Annotated in this window: 1 protein-coding gene; it reads right to left on the reverse strand. The window is 63.7% G+C overall.

The features are described from left to right. Nucleotides 1–31: 31 nt before the first annotated feature. Nucleotides 32–1,542, reverse strand: a protein-coding gene (locus OU682_RS23850; RefSeq protein ID WP_371832314.1) for an IS3 family transposase whose coding sequence is annotated in 2 segments (ribosomal slippage) — nucleotides 32–1,116 and nucleotides 1,116–1,542 — 1,512 coding nt in all. Because the reading frame shifts where the segments join, the coding sequence is not laid out codon by codon here. Nucleotides 1,543–1,638: the final 96 nt, after the last annotated feature.

A 1,638-nucleotide genomic window follows, 5' to 3' on the forward strand; every position in this document is an offset into this window, starting at 1 on the left:
CGGTGTTTATCAAGGTAGTTGTCCGCCGATTTCATGCGACGTCTCTGATCTCAGGGACGCTGGTTTCGCGGTCAGGGTTGAGCCAGACGGGTCCGGCGGGTTGCCAGTTGCGGGTTTGGCCTGACCAGCGTTCGGGATGTTGCGCCCGTGCATTTGCATAGAGAATGGTGCGACTGGCGAGTGTTGCACGGTCACGTCCGGTGTGGCGCGCATTTGGCGTGACGAAGCGGATCGCACTGTGAAGGTGCTCGCCGTTATACCAGTTGGCGAAGGATTTCACCCAAGCCTGGGCAGCGGCCTTGCTGGCAAAGCCCTTGGCCGGCCAGTTCGGGCGGTATTTGCAGGTCCGAAACAGGGCCTCGGAAAAGGGGTTGTCGTTGCTGACACGCGGCCGACTGTAGGAGGCCGTGATGCCGAGTTTCTCCATCGTCACCTTCATCGTCGCGCCCTTCATGGGGCTGCCATTGTCGGCGTGAAGGACCAGCGGGCGCGTGATGCAGCCTTCCGCCAGAACCGCCTGCCGGATCAGGGCAGCCGCCAGCTCCGCGCTCTCGCGCTCATGAACTTCCCAGGCAACGATCTTCCGGCTGAAGATGTCTACGATCAGGTAGAGATAGAAGAACATACCGGCGACCGGCCCCGGCATCCAGGTGATGTCCCAGGTCCAGACCTCGCAGGGTGCGCTGGCCTTGTGGCTGGCGGGTGGTTTGCGCCGGACCGGAGGCTTGGACCGGCCTCGGTGATGCTGTTGTCCCTCCGCGCGCAGGATGCGGTAGAAACTGGCCTCCGAAGCCAGATACCGTCCCTGATCGGCCAGTTTCGGCACGATCTGGCTGGGCGGAAGGCTGGCGAACTCCTCGGAATTGCAGATGTCCAGCACGGCTGCGCGTTCCTGGGCGCTCAGCTTGTTGTCCGGCGCGGGGCGCGGCGTGAGGGGGCGCTGATCGGCGTGGACCTGACCGTCTTTCGTCCAGCGCCGCAGGGTGCGATCGCTGATGTTCAGCTCGGCACAGGCGTTGGCACGCCGCGCGCCAGCGGTGACAGCCGCGTCGATCAGAGCAACGGCGGTTTGGCGATCCAGGGTGCTGATCATGCGTCCTCGTCGCCCCCCCAGATCGCCGAAGCCTTTTTTCGGAGAACAAGCAGAGCGGCGGTTTCAGCCAGAGCCTTGTCCTTGCGCGCCAGGTCCCGCTCCAGATCCCTGATCCGCTTCTTCTCTTCCTTCGTGGCCTGAGCAAGACGCGCCCTGCTTGTGCACTCCCAGTCATTCGCCTGTTCGCATGCCGCCCGCCATGCAGTGATCTGCGCCGGATAAAGCCCGCGGGTCCGGCAGTACTCGCTCAGATCGGCCTCGTTCAGCGCCGCCGTTTCCAGAACCGCGGCGAACTTGTCGCGCGAAGACCAGCCTTCGGGACCAGCATCGGCGTCAGGCAAAAGTCGACCCTTGCCCCGCGCCTCGGACCGCCACTTGTGCAGCGTCGCCTCGGAAATCCCTTCCTCCCGCGACAACTGCCGAATGGCCATGCTGTGCGGCGGCAGCATCCGTTTCAGCACTGCCGCCTTACGTTCCGGTGAATAACCCAAGTCACTGTCCTATCCCGCCCACCCGAAAAGTAGAGGAAATGAAGAGGGGCGGAC

The sequence above is a fragment of the Paracoccus benzoatiresistens genome, from assembly GCF_026913015.1.
GTDB lineage: Bacteria > Pseudomonadota > Alphaproteobacteria > Rhodobacterales > Rhodobacteraceae > Paracoccus > Paracoccus benzoatiresistens.